The following is a 20,269-nucleotide window of genomic DNA, read 5'->3' as shown; positions in this document are numbered from 1 at the left end:
GCAACCTTCCGCACCGATGCTCGCGTTACTCAGGCGACATCGTGGGAGGAGGGGCATGAAGGCATCGGACGAAGCCGAGTTCACCGAGTTCGCGAGCGGCATGATTCGGCGGTTGCGCAGAACGGCGTACCTGATGTGCGGCGACTGGCATCGGGCCGAGGACGCGGCCCAGGACGCGCTGGTCAAGGTGTACCAGCGCTGGCATCGGATCGACCGCGCCCAAGGTCTGAACAGCTACACGCACAAGTGCCTGGTCACAGCGGTCTTGAACCAGGCGCGCAGGCCGTGGCGCCGCGAGCGACTGGTCGACACCGACGATCCGATCGTCCCGGCTGATCCGCTCGGCACAGTCGACGACCGGATGCTCGTCGTCCAGGCACTCGCCGCACTGCCACCGAGCCAGCGGGCGTGCGTCGTCCTCCGGTACTACACCGACCTCAGCCTCGAACAGACCGCCGACGTTCTGGGCGTCGGCGTCGGCGGCGTGAAGAGTCAGACCTCCCGCGGCCTCACCCGCCTCCGCGAGATCCTCGGCGAAAGGACTCCATCATGACCACTGACCTCGAACGCCGCCTCGCCGAAGCTGCTGACGACACCGACCGGCCGCTGCACCTCTCGGTCGACGACATCGTCCGCCGCGGGCGCACGTCCGTACGGCGACGTCGCGTCGCAGCGATCGCATCCGCGGCCGTCGCCGTCGTGGCTGTCGCCGGCGCGGTCAACGCCTGGCCGATCCACCAGGCCGATCCGGCCCCGGTAGCAGGGACTCCGACCAGCACGGTGACCATCGACGTCAAGACCGGCAAGGTCCTCCAGCCCGCGCCGCCGATCAGCCCGCTGAGCGACGACGCCATCCGCCAACGGTGCGCAACTGCGGACCATACGCCCGCCTCCTGGGACAAGTCCGGTCCGATCGACGGCGCCTGGGACGTCGTCCTCAAGACGGGCGTCGGCGAGCGCTTCTACGCCGTACTCCTGTCCGCGGACCACAGTGTCGCCGCAGGCTGCGAACAGGAAGGCGGCGGCCACGTGTCAGCGGCGCGGCAAGACCTGGTGAATCGGCACGGCGACGACCTGCTCCCGCGGTGGACCGACTCGAGCCGCGGGCCGACGAGCCTCGTGACCGTTGTCGCCGACACCCCTGACGGCAGGGTGCGGGCCGGGCTGGTCGGCCGTGAAGGCTTCTTCGCGTTCGGCAGGCAGGGCTACGACCCGAGCGCCCCGAAGTCGCTGGTCCGCGGGTACGACGCCGCCGGTCGGCAGGTGCTGGAACGCAGACTCGTCCTTCCGGCTAGTTGAGGATCTCGCGGTAGACCTTCGCCAGTTTGTCCGGCGCGTGGTGCATGTCGCGGTCGTCGTCGGCGATGTCCGCGATCACCAGCTCGGCCCCGAGGGACTGCGCCGTACGGCGGAGTGACTCGGGGTCGGGCACGTGACCGGTATCGGCGAGGACAACGTCGACGCGGAGATCCGGCGCGTGCGCGGCCAGCACCTCCAGGTGCGTCTCCGGCGAGAAGCCGTCGGTCTCGCCCTTCTGCTCCCCCAGGTTCAACGTCAGGAGCCGGCGCGCGCTCGTCCGCTCCAGGCCGCGACTGAGCTCAGGGACCAGGAGATTCGGTATGACGGACGTGAACCACGACCCCGGACCCACCACGACCCAATCAGCTTCTGCAACAGCAACCAGAGCCTCGGGACAAGCCGGCGGGTCGGCCGGGTCGAGCGCGACGTCGACCACATGACCTTCGGTCGTCGCCACCTCGGCCTGACCCCGGATCTCCGTGATCGCCTCCGGGTGCTCCGGATCCAGCCCGAGCACCCGAGCGGTGATGTCCAGCGGTACGGCGGACATTGGCAGCACCCGGCCCTGCGCACCGAGCAGCCGGGCCACCCAGTCCAGTCCGTCGACCGCTTCGCCGAGCAGCTCCCACAACGCGACGATCAGCAGGTTGCCGACCGCGTGGTCGTGCAGTTCACCGTTGCTGCGGAAGCGATGTTGCAGGACGTCGGCCCACGTCCGCCCCCATTCGTCGTCGCGGCAGAGCGCGGCGAGCGCCATCCGCAGATCGCCCGGCGGCAGTACGCCGAGTTCCTGGCGCAACCGCCCCGACGAGCCGCCGTTGTCGGCGACCGTGACGACCGCGGTCAGCTGATCGGTGACATGACGCAGCGCGGACAGGGACGCGGCCAGGCCGTGTCCCCCACCCAGAGCAACTACTCGCGGAGCCCGCGTCACTCCCGCCCCAGATCTCGGTGTACCACCAACGTCGGTGAGCCCTTCTCGCGCAGCCTCCGGGCGATCTCTTCGGCCATCGCGACGCTGCGGTGCTTACCCCCGGTGCAGCCGATCGCGACGGTGACGAAGCGCTTGCCCTCGTTCAGGTAGCCGGTCCGCAGGGTGTCCAGCACGTCCACGTAGTTCTGCAGGAACTGCTGGGCCAGCGGATGGCCGAGCACGAAGTCTGACACAGGCTGGTCCTGCCCGGTCATCGGGCGCAGGTCGGGCTGCCAGTACGGGTTCGGGATGAAGCGCATGTCCGCGACCACGTCGGCGTCGACCGGGATGCCGTACTTGAACCCGAACGACACCACGGTCGCCCGGAGCTCGGCGTTCTCCTCGTCCCCGAAGGCGTTCACGATCTTCGCGGCGAGCTGGTGGATGTTCAGGCTCGAGGTGTCGATCACCAGGTCGGCGCCGGCCCGGATGTCGCCGAGCAGCTCCCGCTCGCGCTGGATACCGTCCAGCAGCCGACCCTCGCCTTGCAGCGGGTGCGGCCGCCGGACACTCTCCTGCCGGCGCACGATCACGTCGTCGGACGCCTCCAGGAACAGCGTCAGCGGGCGGAAGCCCTTCAGCCGCAGGTCGTGGATCGCCGAACTCAGCTCGTCGAAGAACAGGCCGGTCCGGACGTCGACGACGACCGCGAGCCGCGGTGCCGCGCCGGTCCCGACGACCTGCTCGACGATGGTGGTCAGGAACATCGGTGGCAGGTTGTCGACGACGAACCAGCCGAGGTCCTCCAGTACGTCGGCGACGGAGCTGCGTCCCGCGCCGGACATCCCGGACACGATGATCAGGTTGCCGTCCGTGTCGTCCATCAGTTCTCTGTTCTCCCTGGGTCCCCGTCGGGCGTCGCGGCCGGCGCCGGGACGTCGTCGTCCAGTATCTCGCCTGTGGCCGTGTTCACCGATGGCGCCCGGCCGGATTCCGCCTTCGTTGCGGCGACGTTCACCGCGAGTACGACGGACTCCGCCGTACGCCGCCCGAATCCGGGCAACGCCTCGACCTCGTCGATGGTGGCCGCGCGCAACTTCCGCAACGACCCGAAATGCCTCAGCAGTGTCTTCCGGCGGACCTCGCCCAGCCCCGGAACCTCGTCGAGAACGCTCTCCACCATGGACTTCGACCGCCGGTTGCGGTGGTGCGTGATGGCGAACCGGTGTGCCTCGTCACGGAGCCGCTGCAGCAGGTACAGCCCCTCAGAGGTGCGGGAGAAGATCACCGGATCCTCCTCGTCCGGCAGCCACACCTCCTCCAGCCGCTTGGCCAGACCGCACACCGGGATGTCACCGAGGCCGAGCTCGTCCATCGCCTGCCGCGCGGCCGCGACCTGCGGCGGACCACCGTCGACCACGACCAGACCGGGCGCGTACGAGAACTTCTTCGCCCGCCCGGTCTCCGGGTCGATCAGCGCCGCGGACGGGTCGTCCTCGCCCAGCCCGTCGCCCTGCTCACTGGCCTGCAACGTGGCCCGCTCGTCGAGCAGCCGCTTGAACCGCCGGGTCAGCACCTCGGCGATCGAGGCGACGTCGTTCTGCCCCTCGACGCCCTTGATCACGAACCGCCGGTACTCACTCTTGCGCGGCAGGCCGTCCTCGAAGACCACCATCGAGGCGACCACCTCGGTGCCCTGCAGGTTCGACACGTCGTAGCACTCGAGCCGCAGCGGCGCCTCGGGCAGGTCGAGCCCGGCCTGGATCTCCTCCAGCGCCTGGTTGCGGGTGGTCAGATCGCTGGCCCGCTTGGTCTTGTGCATCGTCAGCGTCTGCAGCGCGTTGCGCTCGACGGTCTCCATCAGCGCCTTCTTGTCGCCGCGCTGCGGGACCCGGATCGACACCCGCGCACCGCGGATGCCCTCGAGCCACTCGGTCAGCGCGTCGGCGTCGTCCGGCATCGTCGGAACCAGGATTTCCCGCGGGATCGCGTCGACGGAGTCGTCGGCGTACATCTGCTGGATGAAGCGGGAGACCAGGTCGGCGGTGGTCGCCGTACCGTCGGCCTTGTCGGCGATCCAGCCGCGTTCACCGCGGATCCGGCCGCCACGGACGTAGAAGATCTGCACGGCGACCTCGAGCGGGTCCTCGCTGAGCGCGATCACGTCCGTGTCGGTGCCGTCGCCGAGGACGACCGCGTTCTTGGCCAGCGCCTTCTCCAGGGCGGCCAGGTCGTCGCGGATCTTCGCGGCCCGCTCGTACTCCAGCTCGGCGGCCGCGGCCCTCATCTCCTTCTCCAGCCGGCGCACGTACGTCGCGGTCTGGCCGGACAAGAACGCCGCGAAGTCGTCGACGATCTGGCGGTGCTCCTCCTGGCTCACCTGACCGGTGCAGGGCGCGGCGCACTTGCCGATGTACCCGAGCAGGCAGGGCCGGCCGATCTGGCGGTGCCGGTTGAACACGCCCTTGCTGCACGAACGCATCGGGAACACCCGGAGCAGCAGGTCGACGGTCTCCCGGATCGCCCACGCGTGGCTGTACGGACCGAAGTATTTCACGCCCTTCTTCTTCTGGCCGCGGCCGACCATCACCCGCGGGTAGTCCTCGTTGAGGGTGATGGCGAGCCACGGGTACGACTTGTCGTCGCGGTACTTCACGTTGAAGCGCGGGTCGTACTCCTTGATCCAGGAGTACTCCAGCTGCAGCGACTCGACCTCGCTGCCGACGACGGTCCACTCGACCTTCGACGCGGTCGTCACCATCGCCTGCGTCCGGGGATGCAGGTTCACCAGGTCCTGGAAGTACGACGACAACCGGGCGCGCAGGTTCTTCGCCTTGCCGACGTAGATCACCCGGCCGGCGGAGTCGCTGAAGCGATAGACGCCGGGTGAGTCCGGGATCGATCCCGGAGCGGGACGGTAGGAGGACGGATCAGCCACCCAACCACCCTAGTTCGGGTCGCCGACAAATCCGGAATTCGGCCGAAGTCTCTATTGCAGCTTCAATGACAGACTTGAAGGTATGACCATCGAAGAACTGGATCGGATGTTCCGCTCGTACGACGGTGTCCGGGTGCTCGAGGCCCAGGACGACCTGTTCTACCTCTACGACCCCGCCGCCGACCTGCCACCGGAGCGGCAGCAACCGTTCGCCACCATCGTGACCGGCGACCACTACGAGAAGGTCTCCCGCCTCGACGAGCCCGGCGCCTTCCGGCTCAACCTCGGCCTGACCAAGGCGACGTACGTCGGCCTGTTCGGGCCGCCACCGACCGAGCGCGACACCGACTGGGTGCTCGACTCGGGCCACGACTACGCGGCGCGCGACACCCTGATGCCGCATCCGTTCTATGCCGCACAGCATTGGGTCGCGATCGTGAACCCCACCGGTCTGGACCAGCTGCAACCGTTGATCGAGGAGTCGTACGCCTTCGCGGCGCGGAGGTTCACCAACCAGCAGGCGCGCCAAACCCGGTGAAGATTGCGGTCGTGTTGCGGGTTGACTCATAAGCCTGGGTTGACCCCCGGCTGGGATGGGCGCGCTCCCTAGCGTGTGAACCAGGGTAGATGTGCAGGTCCTTTGCGTGAGGCAACAAGGCCCCGCGCTGACTCGAGGGAGTTCCGCCCATGTCCCCATTCCCCCGTGTACCACGCGCCGTGCTGTGTCGTTCTTTGGGCGCATTAGCCGCGTCCGCGCTAGCCGTCACCGGTGCGGTCGCCACCGCGGCCGGCAGTGACGCAGCCGAACCGGCACCGGTGTCGATCCGTGGCGCCGGCAACCCGAACGCGATCCCCGGCAGCTACATCGTCGTCCTGAAGGCGCAGCGCTCGCAGGCCCAGACCCGGGTCACCACGCAGGGCCTGGCCACCAGCTACGACGTGAAGGTCAAGGACCAGTACGAGTCCTCGATCAAGGGCTTCTCCGCCGCCATGAGTGAGGACCAGGCGAAGAAGCTGGCCGGTGACTCCCGTGTCGCCTATGTGCAGCAGAACCAGAAGATCAAGGTCAGCCAGGACAACCCGCCGTGGGGTCTGGACAGGGCCGACCAGCGCGACCTGCCGCTGGACAAGAAGTACGAGCCGTCGTCGGACGCGAAGAACGTCAACGTCTACGTGATCGACACCGGCATCTACGCCAAGCACAAGGACTTCGGTGACCGCGCCTCGGTCGGCACCGACACCGTCGGCGACGGCCAGAACGGCGTCGACTGCATGGGCCACGGCAGCCACGTGGCGGGCACCATCGCGGGCACGACGTACGGCCTGGCCAAGGGTGCGAAGATCATCGGTGTCCGGGTACTCGACTGCCAGGGCTCGGGTTCGACCGAGTCCGTGGTCGCCGGGATCGACTGGGTGACCAAGAACGCCAAGAAGCCCGCGGTGGCGAACATGAGCCTCGGCGGCGGCGCGGACGACGCGCTGGACGCGGCCGTCAAGGCCTCGGTCGGCGCCGGCGTCACCTACGCCGTTGCTGCGGGCAACGAAAGCGCGGACGCCTGCCAGGGCTCGCCGGCCCGGGAGCCCTCAGCGATCACCGTCGGCGCGACCGACAACCAGGACAAGCGCGCGGAGTTCTCGAACTTCGGCAAGTGCGTGGACCTGTTCGCGCCGGGTGTGGACATCACCTCGGTCGGGATCACCGACCCGGACTCGACGGCCAAGATGAGCGGTACGTCGATGGCCACGCCGCACGTCGCCGGTGGCGTCGCGCTGTACCTGGCCGACCACCCGGACGCCACGCCTGCCGACGTCGCGAAGGCGCTGGTCGCCAACGGGACGCCCGACAAGGTCGGCGACCCGGGCACGGGCTCGCCGAACAAACTGTTGTTCGTCGGCAAGGCCGACCCCGCGCAGTCCTGACGCCGGTCTGACAATCCCCTCACCCTGATGCGGAAGGGCCCGGCCCTGGCCGGGCCCTTTCGCGTGCCCCTACTAGGCGGCCGTACTAGGCGGACTGCACGATGTTGCTGCCCTGGACCGCCACGTTGACGCCCGGCAGCGGGGTCTGTGCCGGACCGCTGACCGGACTGCCGTCGGTGATGCTGAAATGGCTGTTGTGGAACGGGCAGACGATCTGGCCGCCCTCCACCGAGCCGACCGGGTTCCCCTGGTGCGTGCAGATCGCGGAGAACCCCTTGTACTGACCGGCCGTCGGCTGGGTCACCACGACCTTCGCGTCGGTGAACACCTTCCCGCCACCCACAGGTACGTCGGACACGGGGCCGAGGACCGTACCGCCGCCGGCCGGGGCGCTGCTGGACGGCGCGGACGAGGACGTGCCAGTGGTCGGCGCGGAGCTCGACCCGCTGGCGGAGGGCGACGTACCACCGCCGCCGGAGGCGTTGTCACTGCCGCCGCAGGCCGCGAGGATCGGCGCGCCGGCACCGACCAGGGCGGCCATCGCGGCGCAGCGGAGCACTGTCCGCCGGTCGCGCAGGCCGTCCTCCCCCGCGCTGGTCTGCTGCGGGGTGGTGTCCGGTGCCATCGTGTCATCGCTCATGAATCTGGACCTCCAAGAGCCTGCTGGTCGAAGTAGTTGAACGCTATGTACCGAGTCAAACGACCGGATCAGCCGAACGGTTCAAACGGGTTCGGATTGAACCGCTGTTTGAAGGTTTCCTGTGAATCAGCTGGCAGCGCGGGTGACGGTCTCGACCACGCGGGCGGCGAGCTCCAGCAGCGCCTGCCGGGTCTCGGACTGCAATTGCCCGGTCTGCAGCGGCCAGGCGGTCGCGATGTGGGCGTCGTACGGCATCACGACCGGCTCCATGCCGCGGCGCTGGAACTGCTCGACCAGCCAGTTCACGGAGCCCGGGTGCACGTTCTGGACGACGCTGATCACGATCACACCCCGGTTGAGCAGGATGTCCTGGCCTTCCGCGGGCAGCTGGTCGAGCTGCGCCAGGCAGTACTCCGCGACGTGCTGCGGGGACGGTACGACGAGCACCGCGCAGTGCCCGGACGAGGCCATCTCCGAGCCGATCTCGTCGAACATGCTGCCGGGGCAGTCGACGACCGCGAGGCCGACGTCTCGCGCTCCCTGGCCCTGGACCTCGGCGAGAGTCGCACGGAGCGCGTCAGCGGTGCCTTCGCTGCGGACCAGCGAGACACCCTCGATCGGGCCGGCGCCGAGGCTGGGCTCGAGTCGACGGGACAGCTCAGCGCCGCCCGGATCCGCGTCGACTGCGACGACCCGGTCGGAGCGCTGGACACTGAGGATCGTCGAGAGCAGTGCGGTGACTGTCGACGTACCGGCGTTGGTGACCGGGCTCAGCACGCCGATGCGGCGCATGATCGCGATCGGCCGGCGGATGCTGGCGATGCTGTCGACGTCGCGACGCAGACGGCCGGAGCCACCGACGAGATAGGCGGCCTCGGAGGCGATGCGACGGAAGCGCCGGAAGACCGAGTCACCGTCCGGCTCCTGCAGCGGCGTACCGGTCTGGTCGGACTGCGGCGACGGCGGAGTCGCCCAGCTGCCGCCGGCGGGTTGCTGGGGTGGCTGGTCGTAGAAGTCCTGGTGCGGCAGCTGCCCGGGGTTGTGCTGACCCTGCGGCGGATACTGCTCGTCCAACGGCGGCTGCTCGTACGGCGGGGCGTACTGCTGCTGATACCCCTGCTGCGGCGGATACTGCTTCTGGTACGGCGCCTGCTGCTGGTACTGCTGCTGCGGGTACTGCTCCGGCGGGTACGGCTGCTGCTGATACGGGTACTGCTCTTGGTACTGCTGCGGCGGGTAACCCTGCTGCTGCGGCGGCGGCCCTTGATACGGCTGCTGCTGGTACCCCTGCTGCTCATAGGGCTGCTGCTGATAGCCCTGCTGCTCGTACCCCTGCTGCGGATAAGGCTGCTGGTACGGCTGCTCTTGGTAGGGCTGCTGCTGGTACTGCTGCCCCTGGTACTGCTGCGGCGGATACGGCTGCTGCTCCTGGTAAGGCTGCTGAGGGTACGGCGCCTGCTGCTCGTACCCCTGCTGTCCCCACTGCCCAGGCTGCTCTGGCGGCGCCGCCTGTTGTGGCGGCACCACGGCGTCGCCCTGCCCGCCCGGTGCCGGGGGCGGCACCGGCTGGGTCTCGGGCCGGTCGGGCTGTTCGGCCGGTGACTGCTCCGCCATCTGGCGCAGCATGTCCCCCTGCCAGTTCGATTCAGTCATTCCATCCGAACGTCAGAACGCGTGCAGCAACTTGGAGTAGACGCCGAACACACCCAGCGCCAGCGGGACCGTCGCGATGATGGCCCCGACCTCAAGATAGTCGAGCAGTTGCGTGAGCCGTGCACGGACGTGCTCGGCCGGTGCGAAACTGAGACCGATCGCGCTGATCATCGCGACCAGGACGAGCAGCCCGAGCGCGATGAACGCACCACCCTGCCCGTTCACCGCGGCGATCAGCACGCACCCCGAGACGATCGTGAACGCGGACGCGAACAGCACCGCGACCTCGCTGACCAGCGGGTACATCCGGGACCGCGACGCCAGCAGGAACGCCAGTACGAGTGCCAGCGCCACCGCCCACGACCCGCCCGCGCGCAGCAGCATGATCCCGGCCACCGCCGTCGACACCGCGATCGGTACGGTCGCCAGCGCCAGCCCGAGGTGCGCTGCGTTCAGCGCACTCTGGACGTCGCCCCGCATGATCTCCCCGCCCGACGCGCGCTTGTCGTCCAGACCGGACAGCCCCGACAGCGCCAGCGCCATCCGCGGCAGCAGCCCGAGCAGGAGCACCGCCAGCAGTCCCGCCAGTGCACCGGCCCGGTCCATGGCGAGGTCGGTCCCAGCGCCGATCATCCACACCGCGACGAAGAGCACCGCCGTCGCACTCGCGACCACACCGCCGCCCGCTACCCCAGCAGCCGCGTAGAACATCGGCCCGAACGCCAGGCAGAGCGCACCGATCGTGATGACCAGCCCGATCTCCCAGCCCGCGTTCAACGCCCAGAAACCGACCGCCAGCGCGAGTACGACCGTCGCCACCGTGACCAGCGGGATCGCGACGAGCTTGTTGCCGCTGCGGCCGAGCGCGATGCCGATGAACCCGGCGATCACCGCGATCATCAGCAGGATCGCCGAGGTCACGCCGTGCGGAGCGGCCACCAGCAGCGAGATCGCGCCCGCGATGATCGAGAACACCAGACCGGCGCCGGCCAGGACCTGCCGGTGCTTCGGCTTGAACGCCGCGCCGCGGCGCTTCAGGTCCTCGACGGCTTCCTCGGTCACGTCGTACACGGTCGGTGGTGGCGGCAGTTCGCCTTCCGCCGCGAGCCGCAGTACCGCGCCGTCGATGATCTGCGCCGACGACAGCGTCCCCTCCGGCGGCACCAGGACGCCGGTCGCGGTGGTCAGGAACCGCCGCTGCGGGGTCTGCTGCATCGGCTCGTCCAGCATCCGCAACAGGTCCGGGAGCAGTACGCCGAGCGGCTCGTCCGCCGGCAACACCGCGTCCAGGCGCCGACGCTCGCCGATCACCGTCACCCGGCTGTAGGTGCTCATCCCTGACTGCTCCCGTTCTCGTCGTTCGTCACGCCTTGGCCACCGCCGCCGCGTCGGCGGGGATGAGACTCTTCATCAGCTCGGTGTAGATGTCCCAGTCGCCCGGGTCCCGGCCGTCGCCGATCGGGTACCAGATCGCCGGTGTGTGCGCCGGCCCGATCGCCAGCGCGCGCTCGCCGCCCTTCAGGCTCAGCATCTTGTCGAGCCCGTTGGCCTGGACGGCCTCGTTCCCGGCGGCCATCCCGATCGGGCTGCTCAGGCCGACGAAGCGCGGCCGGTACGTCCCGTCCGCTTCGCCGTACGCGCCGACCACCATCGCCGACACCAGCTCGAGGTTGTCGGCGACGTCGTCGATCCATTCGCCGACCAGGTTCATGTTCGGGAAGTCCATCCCGGGCTGGGCGACGGACAGCGTCAGCGTCTCGTCGACGCCGGACTTCACCCTGCGGACCTCCAGCGTGCCGACCGCGGGCTGGAACTCGGCACCCGGCTGCCCGGACACGACCAGCCAGGTCGGGCTCGGCGCTCGGTCCCGGCAATACTCCGTCAGCGCCTCCCGGCTCCACGGCTGGGTCACCGGCTCCGACGTCGACCAGCCGGCCGGACCGCTGCCGGTGGTCTTGGTGAACAGCCGGTCGGCGACCTCGCCGAGCACCAGGTTGTCGACCGGCTTGTGCCGGACCCGCACGGTGAGCTGCAGGTGACCGAAGAGGTCGTCCTCGACGACGTACTCCGGGTGCTGGTCCGACGTCGGCTGATCGGGCGTCGCCGGCGCCTCGGCGAGGAACTGGTCGCCGTTCCACGTCAGCCGGATGCCGTTCAGCCCGTCGTAGTACTCGCCGTCGCTGCCGGTCACGACCCAGCGCGAGAGGGCCCCTCGGAACAGCCCCGACCGCACCGGCCAGGTGAGCCGCGAGTGCTTCGGCGTGACCAGCTGGACGTCGCGCTCCTCGACCCGCGCCGACGTCAGCGCGTCGCTGAGCCAGGCCGACATGCCGATCACCGGGCGGTCCTGCATGACCACCGCGACTCTCTCGGTGATCAGGTCGACGCCCGGGCTGAAGATCAGTTCGTTCGGCATGTCAGTCGGTTCCCTCGTTCGTGCCCTGCGATTGCTCGTCCTCGGCGGTCCGAATGCCTTCGGACGTCCAGACCTTGCCGCCGAGCCGGTTGATCAGCGTCGTCGCGTACTTCTCGGCGAGCTCACGGGCGCCGTCCCGCGCCGTCGCGCGGATCTCCACCCACCACGCCGGTGTCTCCACTGCGCCGACCGACGTACCGAGCATCCGCTCGACCTCGCCCGGCACCTGGATCAGCAACGGCAGCTCGATCGACACCAGCGGCAGGTTGTCCTCGCCGCACAGCTGGACGACGGCGCCGCCGCTGACCGCGCGGACACCGAGCGTGTCGCCCGCCGCAGACAGCCCGGCCAGTACGTCGTCACTCGACGGCCGCCCGTCGACGAGTGCCACGAGGTCGTAGGTCATAGCGTTCCTCCACTGCTCTGGACCGGGTCTGCCGGCGCAGGATTCGCTGGTCCGGACGCGGCAGGGTCGGACATGGCCGTTTGCACCAGCTGCGGTCCGTCGCCGCGTCGTACGAACAGACCGCGTCCCGGCGGGTAGTCGCCCGGGTAGGCGCCGGTGAAGAGCTGCCCCTCGCTGCGGTCGCCGGACAGCACCAGACCGGCAGCTCCGGACTCCATCACCGCGGACAGGAACGGCTCGTACATCTGCCGCGACGCGCCCGAGGCACGCCGGGTCACGATGAAGTGCAGCTTGATGTCCCGGCCCGACGCGACGTACGGCAGGAACGCGTCCATCGGCGACTGCCCACCGGACGTCAGCAGGTCGTAGTCATCGGCCAGTACGACGATCCGCGGACCGCCCTGACCCGCCTCCGGGATCTGGCCGGTGTCGTCCGGCATCCGCTTCGCCAGCTCCTGCGACACCCCGTTGGCCAGGCCGGCAGCCATCCGGCCGGTCGGCGCGTAGCCGCCGGTGTACGCCTCCGGTACGAACTCCCGCAGGCCGCGCCTCGGGTCCATGACCGCGAACACGAGCTGGTCGGACGTGTGCCGCTCGATCAACTGCTGCGCGATCAGCCGCACGATGTTGGTCTTGCCCGAGCCGCTGTCGCCGAACACCACAAGGTTCGTGTCCCGGCCCTCGAGGTCGAGATACACCGGCGCCAGCGCCCGTTCGTCCACACCCATCGGTACGACGGCCGGCCGCCGGATGTCGTCGCCCACCTGGACCCGCGGCAGCTGCAGCGGCAGAATCCGCACCTGCGGAGCGCGCGGCCCCTGCCAGGTGGACCGGACGGTCAGCGCCTGCGCCTCGAGGATCTCGGACAGGTTCTCGTCGTCCAGTACGCCGTCGACCCGCGGCAGCGCGAACTGCCCGTACAGCTTGCTCCCCGGAACCAGCATCCGGCCCGGACCCGCCTTGCGCAGTACGTCCTGCAGCCGTCGGTCGATGTTGGAGTCCGACGGGTCGTTCAGCCGCAGCTCGACCATCGTGCCGAACATCGACTGGTTCTGCATCCGGACGTCGTTCCAGCGCATCATCGACGTCACCACGTGGATGCCGTAACTGCTGCCCCGCTGCAGGATGTCCGTGAGCGGCTCGTCCAGCTCGTCGAACGTGGTCCGGATCGCGCCGTAGTTGTCGATCACCAGCACCACGTCGGCCGTCGGGAGCTCCGGGATCGCGCCAGCCGCGTGGTCCTTGCGGAGCGCGTCCATGGTGTCGATCGAGTGGTTGCGGTACACCCGCTCGCGCTGATCGATCATCCCACGGATCTCCTCGACCGTCCGCCGGATCCGCTCCCGGTCGGTACGGAGCGCGACGCCGCCGACGTGCGGCAGCTCGGACAGCGCCTGCATACCGCCGCCGGCCAGGTCGAGCGCGTAGATCGCGACCTCCTGCGGCGTGTGCGTGTGCGCCAGCGAGGTCACCAGCGTCCGCAGCGCGGTCGTCTTGCCGGACGCCGGTCCGCCGACGATCGCGGCGTGACCGCCGGCCCGGGTCAGGTCCAGGCGGAAGACTTCCTGGCGCTGGTTCGCCGGATCGTCCACGACACCTACCGGCGGCATCATCTGCGGCGACCGGACCGCCAGCTGCAGGCCACGGCCGTTCACGAAGTCGGCTCGGCCACCCAGACCGTCCAGCGTGCAGGCGGCCGGCAGCGGCGGCAGCCAGATCTTCAGGACCTGCTGTGCGGCCTTGCGGACCTGGTCGACGAACACGTTCAGCTCGGTCGGCCCCGTCGTACGCTCCGTGGCCTTCATCTCGGCCGGCTTGGCCGCGTCCAGCTCCGCCTCGGACAGCTGGTACGGCGGGAGCTCGTACGGGCGGGCGTCTTCGTGGTCCTCTTCCAGGACCTCGTCGTTCGGCGGCACGTAGGCACCGGACACGTACGCCGCGCGGAACCGCTGGTACACGCTCGTGTCGACCTTCAGGAACCCGAAGCCCGGCAGCGGCGGCAGGTGGAACGCGTCGGTGGTGTCCAGCACGGTGCGGCTCTCCTCCTCGGAGAACGTCCGCAGACCGAGCCGGTACGACAGGTAGGTCTCCAGACCGCGCAGCTTGCCCGACTCGACCCGCTGGCTGGACAGCAGCAGGTGCACACCGATCGATCGACCGATCCGGCCGATCGACAGGAACAGGTCGATGAAGTCCGGCCGCTCGTTCAGCAGCTCACCGAACTCGTCGATGATCACGAACAGGTGCGGCAGCGGCGCCATCTCCGGCCGCTGCTGCCGGAGCAGCCGGTAGTCGGTGATGTTCGCGATGTTGCCGGCGTCCTTCAGCACCTGCTGACGGCGCTGCACCTCACCCTCGAGGCTCTTGTACGCCCGCTCGATCAGGCTGGCGTCGTCCCGCAGGTTGGTGATGATGCCCGCAACGTGCGGCACCCGCTCGAACGGCGCGAACGACGCACCACCCTTGAAGTCGACCAGCACGAACGACAGGTCCTCGGGACTGTGCGTGGCCATCAACGCCATCACCATCGTCCGCAGTACTTCGGACTTTCCGGAACCGGTCGCACCGACGCAGAGACCGTGCGGACCCATACCGAGCTGGGCGGACTCCTTCAGGTCGACCTGGACGACCTCGCCGCTGTCGTCCACGCCGAGCGGGACCCGGAGGAACATCCGGTCCGAGCGCGCCTGCCACAGATGATTGAAGTCCAGCCGGGCCACGTCGTTGATGCCGATCAGGCCCATGAAGTCGACGTCGTCGTGCTGACCGTCCTCCTCCAGCGACTCCGCCGACAGCCGCACCGGTGCGAGCTCCCGGGCGATGCCCTCGGCGATCGCCGCCTCGGTCTTGTCCACCTGACCGCTCGCGGCCATCGGGTACGGCCCGCGAAGGTCCTCGATCCGGACCTGGTCGCCGAACACCGTGATCCGCATCGTGACCGAGCTCGGCTCCTGCAGCCGGTCGGCGACCAGGTGCAGCACGGTCACGCCGAGCTCACCCGGGACGATCGAGTCGTCGGCCTGCGGGCGGACCTCGGCGGAGACATCGCCGTACGTGTCGTGCAGCACGAGCAGGCGGCGGGTCAGCTTGCGGCGGTCCTCGAAGTCCACGGACCCGCGACGCGACTCGGTCGCCCACTGGACGCGCTCGCCGAGGTCGTCGGCGAGCAGCTGCGACAGCTCCGCCGGCGTCTCCGCGATCCGCCGGAACGGTGTCGGGCCCTGCCGGCGCTCGGCGTCCTGAGTGTGCGGGAGCCAATTCATCCACTGCCAGTCGGCCATCGCCTGCGGCGGGTAGGCCGCGCCCATCGACACGTCCTCCGGCGCGTGGAACACCGCTGCCTGGAGGAGCAGGGAGCGAGCCACCCGGACCACGCCCTCGCGGTCCCCCACGATGCTCACGTTGCCGACGTGGTCCAACGGGACGGTCAGCGGCATGTCGGGCATCTCGGTGAAACGCCGTACCAGCGCGTTCGCCTCGGCCATCATGAACTGGTCCGGCGGCTCCATCGCCGACCCACCCTGACCGACCATTGCCGGGACGACCGGGACCCGGCCGCTGCCACACCGCGGTTGCAGGAAGTCACTGTCCGTACGGCGGCGCTCCCAGAGCCGGGACACGTCCGCGACGCAGTCCAGCAGCGCGTCCGGCGGCGGGTTCAGCTCGAGTGCCTGCGCCCGCGCCGTACGCTCGGACTTCACGAAGTCGTCGCGCATCCGCTCCAGGTAGTCGAGGTATCGGGTGCGCTGGTTCTTGCGATCCTTGCCACCCCTGCCACGGGAGGTGATCATGCCGCCGACGGAGCCGAGCAGCGTCAGGGCGAGCAGGCCGACGCCCACCATCACCATCGGGCCGGAGCGGCCCATCGTCATCATCGCGACCGATCCGACGCTGCCCACCATCGGCAGCAGCATCTGCAAGGCGCCGCCGCCCCCTGCGCCGCCGCTGCCACCGAGGCTCGGTGCCGGCTCGATCACGCGCTGCTGCTGTCCGCCCGGGACAGGTGTACGCCGCGCCGGGCGGTGCACGATCCGGCTTGCCACTAGGGTTTTCCTCCGCTGGACCAGCCCGCGTTCGCGCGGGGGACTTCGTACTTCTTACGGACGGATGTGCGAGACACTGTAATGGTGGGTGAGGTCATCGGATGACAAGAACAGACGATTCCACCGTGGTCGAAATGATCGCGGACATGGCGCCGATCTGGTTGCCAGGCTGCGTTGTCGACGTCGAACAACGCACCGTCGAGGTGGGCTGGGGACGCGGCGCGTTGCAGATGTCCGCGGTGGTCGGGGTCGGTGAGATCGTAGATCGTTGCCTCCAGCTACCAACCGGCCGATGGCCGGAACAGATCGAGGCCTGGCTGCACGCGGTCGTTGCCGAGGGCGAGCTCGCGACCGAGGAACACCGCTTCGGCGATGTCGCGGAACGGCAACGCGCGGTGCTCGTCCAGCGGGGCTGGTCGGCCCGTACCGCGGGGCCTGTCGCCGACGCGCTGATCCCGTTCGGCGACCATTTCGAGGTCGTGGTGTTCGTGGGTACCGGCAACGAGTTCCGGCGACTGACCGTGGTCCGCCGATCGATGCTCGGGCTCGGCGATCCCGGCGTACCGTCGCCGGTGCAGCTGAGCCTCGCGGACATCTCCACGCTGGTAGCGCGCGACCAGGACGGGATCTCGGTCCTCCGCCGTACGGACGATCCGCTGGTGTCGATGGCGGTCGTCGACCGGGAGAACTTGTTGCCGCAGGCATCGACGGGCGCCGGCGTACTGATCGGCGTACCGCGGCTGAGCATGGTTGCCTACTGCCCCGCCGACGCCGGCCAGGAACGCGCGGACACGTTGGTGCGATGGATCGCCGACAGCTACCGCGACGCGCCCGACCAGTGCTCGCCGGACCTGTACTGGCTCCAAGGCGACCAGATGGTGCAGGTGCCGGTCACTCTCGGCACGCCCCCGACAGCTCTGCTGCCAGCCGCGCTCAAGCCCCAGCCGCGCCGGACCTGGCTGCGGTATCTGTTCGGTCGCCAGTCCGGTGACCTCGGTCGTTCGCACTGAGCTACTTCTTCGGCGACGGGCTGACCGGACCGGACGTCGTCGCGGCCGGAGCCGGCTGCTGCTGCTCCTTCTCCTTGGCCTGCGACGACTTGAAGTACGACACCCCGGCGCAGCCCGCACAGGCCAGCGCCGCGATCATCACGCTCGCGAGCACCCGCCCGGTCTGTTCGTTCAAGGTGTTCTTCGCCCGCTCGGCGCCGAACAGCCACGCCTCGCGCAGCCGCCGACGGCGTACCGCGACCGACTCGATGACCTGCGTTCCGTATGCCCCGGACACTCAGACCTCCTGACCCGCGACGACCCACGGCCGCCATTGCGCGGCGTCGGGAGCGTCCACCGTCGTACCCGCCGGGAACTCGTGGACGCCCTGACCCGGCCGGTACGCCGCGACGAGAACGTCCAGGTCATGGCACAGCAGCATCGGCACGTCCGGACGGGCGGCGACCAGCCGGTCGAACACCAACCGCGCCTCGTGCCGCTGAACGGCCTCGTCGTTCCCGAGCCAGATCTCGATCTCGATCGGGTAGTGGTCGGTCGCCTGAGCGTCCTCCTCCACCACCAGGTCGTTCGGCTGCACGATGTAGCCGAGGACGCCGTCGACCGTCGCGGCCGGGCCGCGCAGTCCGAACTCGTCCGGCCCGGCACCCGACGAGTCCGGGATCGGCTCCAGTCCGAGGAGCTCCCGCAGCCTGGTCGCTTCCTCCTCAGCAGTCGCGGACGACTGCAGGAAGATGTTCTCCTGCTCGGACATCAGCCCCTCCTCTCATAAGTGATCATCCGGCCGTCGGCCAGGATCACGTGCAGTTTCGCAGGCCGGCGATCGTTCAGCCGCTCGTGACTCGCGTACGCCCGGTCGACCATCTCCTCGGTCAACCCCACGTTGCGGCCGTCGATCACCGCCTCGCCGTCCGCCTCCGGGACCTGCTTCGCGGCCTTCTTGATGTTCCGCCGGATCGCGCCCGGCTCGCCGCTCTCCAACGTCTTGAACTCGGTGATCAGACCGTCGTCGGCAGGATCCTTACGCACCATCGACTCAGGGTTGCGCATCTTCTGCTTCGAGTCGTCCTGCTTGCGGGCATCGACCCGCCAGCCCTCCTCCTCGAGCCGATCCGCGATCTCCCGCTCCTTCGGCTGGAACTGCCCGTCCGGATCATGCACACTCGGCGCCCACTGCTCCCCCAACGCCTTGTGATGGAACGCAGGATCAAACCCTTCCTTAGTACTAACCCCAAACTGCGCATCACTAGCCCGCCACTCCTGCCCGGCACCGGGCCCATCGGTCGCAGCCGCGCCTGGGCCTTCGGTCACACCCTCGCCCGGGCCATCCGTCGCGCCCGCGCCCGGCCCGTCACCCGGCGCCGCCGGCGACTCCGACTGCCCCTGCCCAGGACCCCGATCCCCCGGAGCCCCGCCGTACGACGCCTCGCCCTGCCCCGCACCACCGGCGGACTCACCCGCATGCGGCGCACCGCCATAACTCGGCTCGCCACCATGCGGAGAACCACCAGAGGTCGGCTCACCGGCATGGGGCGTACCGCCATAGCCCGGCTCACCGGCGTGCGGAGAACCTCCGTAGCTCGGCTCCCCGGCATGCGGCGTACCGCCAAAGCCCGGCTCGCCAGCGTGCGGCGCACCGCCGTACGGCTGCTGACTGCCGTACCTCGGCGGCTCATTCGGCGTGTGACGCCCAGACGGCCCAAAGCCCTGCGGGTCATACGCCTGCCGCGGATCGTAACCAGGCTGCCCCGGCTGTTGATGCGGTTGTCCAGGATGCTGGTACGGCTGACCTGGCTGCTGATACGGATCCGGTTGCCGCGGCGGGTACTGCTCCGACGGCCGCGGCTCGTACCACGGCTCCTGCCGCTGCCCCGGCGGCCCGTAATCCGGCTCAGGGTGATGCCCAGCCGGCCCAAACCCCGGCTGCTCACCCTGATGCCCGGTCGGCCCAAACCCACCCGGCTGGTTCGGGTACTCCGGCGTCTCCCGCGGCCCATACCCAGGCTGCTGCCGCTGGTCATACCCAGGCTGCCGCCGCTGGTCATACCCAGGCTGCCGCTGCGGGTCATACCCAGGCTGCCGCTGCGGGTCATACCCCGCCTGTTGACGCGGGTCATACCCCGGCTCCTGCCGCTGCCGCGGGTCATACCCGCGCTGCTGCGGCTGGTGTGGGTCATACCCCGGCTGCGGCTGACCCAACTGGTTCGGCTGTCGCGGGTCGTGCGCGGGCGGCCCGAACTGCCCAGGCTGCTGCGCCGGGTAGTTGCCCGGCTGCTGACTGCCCGGAGGACCGAACTGCCCCTCCGGCTGCCGACCCCCCGGACCGAAGTCATTCTGCGGGTGATACCCCGGGTGCTGAGGTCCGAACGAACCCTGCCCCGGCCCATACGGCTGCTGCGCCTGTCCAGGCGCATGCGGCTGACCCGGCTGACCCGGCCCGTACGGCTGACTCGGCTGACCCGGCCCGTACGGCTGACTCGGCTGACCCGGCCCGTACGGCTGACTCGGCTGACCCGGCCCATACGGCTGCTGCGCCTGTCCAGGCGCATGCGGCTGACCCGGCTGACCCGGCTGACCCGGCTGACCCGGCCCATACGGCTGCTGCGCCTGTCCAGGCGCATGCGGCTGACCCGGCTGACCCGGCCCGTACGACTGACTCGGCTGACCCGGCCCGTACGGCTGCTGCGGCTGCCCTGGACCGTGCGGCTGAGCAGGCTGTCCCGGACCGTATGGCTGCTGCGGCTGACCCGGAGCATGCGGCTGACCGGGCTGCCCCGGACCGTACGACTGACTCGGCTGACTCGGAGCGTGCGGCTGGTTCGGCTGCCCTGGGCTGTACGGCTGCTGCGCCTGGCCCGCTGCATGCGGCTGACCCGGCTGCCCCGGACTGTACGACTGACTCGGCTGCCCCGGACCGTAAGGCTGGTTCGGCTGTCCCGGGCTGTACGGCTGCTGCGGCTGACCCGGTGCGTGCGGCTGACCGGGCTGCCCGGGACCGTACGGCTGGTTCGGCTGACCCTGAGCATGCGGCTGA

General features: G+C 69.5%; 18 protein-coding genes. 6 read left to right on the top strand and 12 right to left on the bottom strand.

The genetic code is table 11. The features are described from left to right. Positions 1-55 precede the first annotated feature (55 nt). Together AC0662_RS05690 and AC0662_RS05685 are read left to right on the top strand one after the other, a co-directional pair. A complete protein-coding gene (locus AC0662_RS05690) occupies positions 56-553 on the top strand; it encodes a SigE family RNA polymerase sigma factor (protein WP_452204810.1) in 498 nt (165 codons plus the stop codon). Beyond that, positions 550-1,299, top strand: coding sequence for a hypothetical protein (locus AC0662_RS05685; RefSeq protein ID WP_452204811.1), 750 nt, complete (start codon positions 550-552; stop codon positions 1,297-1,299). Before AC0662_RS05690 ends, AC0662_RS05685 begins: the two co-directional genes overlap by 4 nt. Here the strand turns inward: AC0662_RS05685 and AC0662_RS05680 are convergent. From AC0662_RS05680 to uvrC, 3 genes are read right to left on the bottom strand one after another with little or no spacing between them, the layout of a single operon-like run. Further along, positions 1,292-2,233, bottom strand: a complete 942-nt coding sequence (locus tag AC0662_RS05680; protein WP_452204812.1) for a gluconeogenesis factor YvcK family protein — start codon at positions 2,231-2,233, stop codon at positions 1,292-1,294. The genes AC0662_RS05685 and AC0662_RS05680 overlap by 8 nt on opposite strands. Then, entirely contained in the window at positions 2,230-3,096 is an 867-nt protein-coding gene (gene rapZ, locus AC0662_RS05675) for an RNase adapter RapZ (RefSeq protein WP_452204813.1), read from the bottom strand. Before rapZ ends, AC0662_RS05680 begins: the two co-directional genes overlap by 4 nt. After that, positions 3,096-5,150: an excinuclease ABC subunit UvrC gene (uvrC, locus tag AC0662_RS05670; RefSeq protein WP_452204815.1), complete on the bottom strand. Its 2,055-nt coding sequence runs from the start codon at positions 5,148-5,150 to the stop codon at positions 3,096-3,098. Before uvrC ends, rapZ begins: the two co-directional genes overlap by 1 nt. Positions 5,151-5,232: 82 nt before the next feature. On the opposite strand from uvrC, the gene AC0662_RS05665 reads away from it, so the two are divergent. Beyond that, complete coding sequence (locus AC0662_RS05665; protein WP_478298782.1) at positions 5,233-5,688, top strand: DUF6194 family protein; 456 nt, start codon at positions 5,233-5,235, stop codon at positions 5,686-5,688. Between the two features lie 194 nt (positions 5,689-5,882). Next, the gene (locus AC0662_RS05660) at positions 5,883-7,070 is read left to right on the top strand and encodes a S8 family peptidase (RefSeq protein ID WP_452204818.1); all 1,188 of its coding nucleotides are present in this window, start codon (positions 5,883-5,885) and stop codon (positions 7,068-7,070) included. An 85-nt stretch (positions 7,071-7,155) separates the two neighbouring features. On the opposite strand, the gene AC0662_RS05655 is transcribed toward AC0662_RS05660, so the two are convergent. The 6 genes from AC0662_RS05655 to eccCa form a co-directional block, all read right to left on the bottom strand. Further along, positions 7,156-7,710 carry a Rieske (2Fe-2S) protein gene (locus AC0662_RS05655; RefSeq protein ID WP_478298779.1) on the bottom strand — a complete coding sequence of 185 codons (555 nt, stop codon included), beginning with the start codon at positions 7,708-7,710 and terminating at the stop codon, positions 7,156-7,158. 126 nt (positions 7,711-7,836) lie between these two features. Beyond that, complete coding sequence (locus AC0662_RS05650) at positions 7,837-9,363, bottom strand: MinD/ParA family ATP-binding protein (protein WP_478298777.1); 1,527 nt, start codon at positions 9,361-9,363, stop codon at positions 7,837-7,839. A 12-nt stretch (positions 9,364-9,375) separates the two neighbouring features. Then, entirely contained in the window at positions 9,376-10,698 is a 1,323-nt protein-coding gene (gene eccD / locus AC0662_RS05645; protein ID WP_478298775.1) for a type VII secretion integral membrane protein EccD, read from the bottom strand. Between the two features lie 28 nt (positions 10,699-10,726). After that, positions 10,727-11,779 carry a DUF6177 family protein gene (locus AC0662_RS05640; protein WP_452198604.1) on the bottom strand — a complete coding sequence of 351 codons (1,053 nt, stop codon included), beginning with the start codon at positions 11,777-11,779 and terminating at the stop codon, positions 10,727-10,729. Position 11,780: 1 nt separating this feature from the next. Beyond that, complete coding sequence (locus AC0662_RS05635; protein WP_452198603.1) at positions 11,781-12,185, bottom strand: hypothetical protein; 405 nt, start codon at positions 12,183-12,185, stop codon at positions 11,781-11,783. After that, positions 12,182-16,228: a type VII secretion protein EccCa gene (gene eccCa, locus AC0662_RS05630; protein WP_478298773.1), complete on the bottom strand. Its 4,047-nt coding sequence runs from the start codon at positions 16,226-16,228 to the stop codon at positions 12,182-12,184. The genes AC0662_RS05635 and eccCa overlap by 4 nt, the downstream gene beginning before the upstream one ends. 101 nt (positions 16,229-16,329) lie before the next feature. Here eccCa and AC0662_RS05625 point away from each other — a divergent pair, with 101 nt between their 5' ends. Beyond that, on the top strand, positions 16,330-17,238 hold the full coding sequence (locus AC0662_RS05625; protein ID WP_478298771.1) for a hypothetical protein: 909 nt from the start codon (positions 16,330-16,332) through the stop codon (positions 17,236-17,238). Between the two features lies 1 nt (position 17,239). Here the strand turns inward: AC0662_RS05625 and AC0662_RS05620 are convergent, their stop codons facing one another. The 3 genes from AC0662_RS05620 to AC0662_RS05610 are packed head-to-tail and all read right to left on the bottom strand — an operon-like array spanning position 17,240 to position 18,396. Further along, on the bottom strand, positions 17,240-17,515 hold the full coding sequence (locus AC0662_RS05620) for a hypothetical protein (RefSeq protein WP_452198597.1): 276 nt from the start codon (positions 17,513-17,515) through the stop codon (positions 17,240-17,242). Further along, the gene (locus AC0662_RS05615) at positions 17,516-17,989 is read right to left on the bottom strand and encodes a hypothetical protein (protein ID WP_478298769.1); all 474 of its coding nucleotides are present in this window, start codon (positions 17,987-17,989) and stop codon (positions 17,516-17,518) included. After that, positions 17,989-18,396, bottom strand: a complete 408-nt coding sequence (locus AC0662_RS05610) for a hypothetical protein (RefSeq protein ID WP_478298767.1) — start codon at positions 18,394-18,396, stop codon at positions 17,989-17,991. Before AC0662_RS05610 ends, AC0662_RS05615 begins: the two co-directional genes overlap by 1 nt. Before the next feature lie 1,251 nt (positions 18,397-19,647). Between AC0662_RS05610 and AC0662_RS05605 the strand changes: the two genes are divergently transcribed. Next, on the top strand, positions 19,648-20,269 hold a 622-nt coding region (locus AC0662_RS05605; RefSeq protein WP_478298765.1), incomplete at its 3' end, for a hypothetical protein.

The organism is Kribbella sp. NPDC043289 (assembly GCF_056436705.1).
This window is presented reverse-complemented; position numbering and strand designations above follow the sequence as displayed.

Coding starts and splice junctions, on each gene's coding strand:
- AC0662_RS05655 (WP_478298779.1), bottom strand. CDS start 7,710: ATGAGCGATGACACGATGGCACCGGACACCACCCCGCAGCAGACCAGC.
- rapZ (WP_452204813.1), bottom strand. CDS start 3,096: ATGGACGACACGGACGGCAACCTGATCATCGTGTCCGGGATGTCCGGC.
- AC0662_RS05615 (WP_478298769.1), bottom strand. CDS start 17,989: ATGTCCGAGCAGGAGAACATCTTCCTGCAGTCGTCCGCGACTGCTGAG.
- AC0662_RS05665 (WP_478298782.1), top strand. CDS start 5,233: ATGACCATCGAAGAACTGGATCGGATGTTCCGCTCGTACGACGGTGTC.
- AC0662_RS05640 (WP_452198604.1), bottom strand. CDS start 11,779: ATGCCGAACGAACTGATCTTCAGCCCGGGCGTCGACCTGATCACCGAG.
- AC0662_RS05625 (WP_478298771.1), top strand. CDS start 16,330: ATGACAAGAACAGACGATTCCACCGTGGTCGAAATGATCGCGGACATG.
- AC0662_RS05635 (WP_452198603.1), bottom strand. CDS start 12,185: ATGACCTACGACCTCGTGGCACTCGTCGACGGGCGGCCGTCGAGTGAC.
- AC0662_RS05690 (WP_452204810.1), top strand. CDS start 56: ATGAAGGCATCGGACGAAGCCGAGTTCACCGAGTTCGCGAGCGGCATG.
- AC0662_RS05650 (WP_478298777.1), bottom strand. CDS start 9,363: ATGACTGAATCGAACTGGCAGGGGGACATGCTGCGCCAGATGGCGGAG.
- AC0662_RS05685 (WP_452204811.1), top strand. CDS start 550: ATGACCACTGACCTCGAACGCCGCCTCGCCGAAGCTGCTGACGACACC.
- eccD (WP_478298775.1), bottom strand. CDS start 10,698: ATGAGCACCTACAGCCGGGTGACGGTGATCGGCGAGCGTCGGCGCCTG.